Here is a 2,087-nt window from a genome sequence, read left to right as displayed (position 1 = left end):
CGTCGCCTTCTTCTTCGCGATTTTCTGGATCGGCTCGCCCGCCGTCGCCTGCTGGATCAGCCGCTCGGCCGAGACCGAGGACAGGCTGCGCATTTCCGCCGCTGACATCCATGCGCTGCGCACCGTGGCGCGTCGCACCTGGCATTATTTCGAGACCTTCGTGACGGCCGAGCATCACCATCTGCCGCCCGACAATTTCCAGGAAAGCCCGGCCCCGGTGGTGGCGCCGCGTACCTCGCCGACCAACATCGGCGTCTACCTGCTCTCGGTGGTGTCGGCGCGCGACTTCGGCTGGATCAGCCTGTCGGATGCCATCACCCGCATCGACGCCACGATGACGACCATCGAGAACATGCCGCGCGATCGCGGGCATCTCTACAATTGGTACGACACGACGACCCTGAAGCCGCTTTATCCGCTCTATATCTCGGCGGTCGACAGCGGCAATCTCGCCGGCCATCTGGTCGCCGTGGCCGCGGCCTGCGCCGAATGGGCCGAGGCGCCTTCCGTCCACCTGCAGGGCGATTTCGAGGGCATCCTCGACACCGTCACCATCCTCGACGAGAGCCTGGAGGAACTGCCCGACGACCGCCGCCAGCTGCGGCCGCTGCGCCAGCGTCTTGCCGACCGCCTCGACGGCATGCGCCGGGCAGTGATGACCATCAAGGCGCAGCCCGAGATGGCTTCGATCCGCACGATCAATCTCGCGGTGCTGGCCGGCGAGATCCGCAAGCTCGCCACGGCCATCCACGTCGAGGCGGCGTCGCCCAAGAGCGACGTCATCGCCGACTGGGCGGCCAGGCTGGAGGCGACCTGCGAGGCCCATGTGCACGATTCGCACAATGACGAAAGCGCGGTCTCGGCGCTCCGCACCAAGCTGCTCGCGCTGCGCGGGCGCTGCCGCCGCTACGCCTTCGAGATGGATTTTTCCTTCCTGATGCGGCAGGAGCGCAAGCTCCTGTCGATTGGCTATCGCGTCGAGGAGCACCAGCTCGACGAGAGCTGCTACGACTTGCTCGCCTCCGAGGCGCGGCTGACCAGCCTGTTCGGCATCGCCAAGGGCGACTTGCCGACCGAGCACTGGTTCCGGCTCGGCAGGCCGATTGTCGAGATCGGTTTCAAGGGCGCGCTGATGTCCTGGTCGGGCTCGATGTTCGAGTACCTGATGCCGCCGCTGGTGATGAAGGAGCCGCAGGGCTCGATCCTCAACCAGACCAGCAAGCTCATCATCAAGCGCCAGATCCAGTATGCGCGCTCGAAGAACGTGCCCTGGGGCATCTCGGAAGCGGCCTACAATGCCCGCGACCGCGAGCTCACCTACCAGTACACCAACTTCGGCGTGCCCGGCCTCGGCCTGAAGCGTGGTCTCGGCCAGAACACCGTGATCGCGCCTTACGCCACCATCCTGGCGGCGCAGTTCAATCCGCGTGAGGCGGTGCAGAACCTGATGCGGCTGCGCGCGATCGGCGCGCTCGGCCGGCACGGCTTTTACGATGCGGTCGACTTCACGCCGCAGCGCGTGCCGGAAGGCACCGACCATGCCGTCGTCCAGAACTACATGGCCCACCATTCCGGCATGTCGATCGCCGCCGTGGCGGACGCCATCTTCGAGGGTCGGCTGCGCGAACGCTTCCACAGCGATCCGGTGATTGAGTCGGCCGAACTCCTCTTGCAGGAGAAGGCGCCGCGCGACATCCCGACCGCCACCGTCAGGACCGAGGCCGACGAGCGCTCCAAGGACGAGACCGAGACCGAGAGCCCGGACAGCCGCATCATCCTTGACCCGATCAAGGCGCTGCGCGCGACCAACGTCATGTCGAATGGCCGGTACTCGGTCATGGTCACCGCCACCGGCTCCGGCTACAGCCGCTTCGGCGAGCTTGCCATCACCCGTTGGCAGCCGGACCCGAGCGAAGACCGTCTCGGCTCCTATATCTTCTTGCGCGACACCGCGACCGGCGACTGGTGGTCGGCCACCGCCGAGCCGAAGCGCGCCGAGGGCGAGCGCGTGCAGACGCTGTTTGCCGACGACAAGGCGAGCTTTACCAAATCGATCGGCTCGCTGCGTTCGGAGGTCGAGTGCATCG

Annotated in this window: 1 protein-coding gene; it reads left to right on the top strand. The window is 66.4% G+C overall.

Features of this window, described 5'->3' with window-relative positions; translation table 11 throughout:
- Positions 1-2,087: glucoamylase family protein (locus EOA60_RS30315; RefSeq protein WP_281060795.1), on the top strand; the 2,087-nt coding region annotated here is incomplete at both ends.

This window comes from Mesorhizobium sp. M1A.F.Ca.IN.020.06.1.1 (assembly GCF_004023265.1).
Taxonomy (GTDB): domain Bacteria; phylum Pseudomonadota; class Alphaproteobacteria; order Rhizobiales; family Rhizobiaceae; genus Mesorhizobium.
Note: the sequence above shows the minus strand (reverse complement) of the source record. Positions and strands in the feature narration are given on the sequence as shown.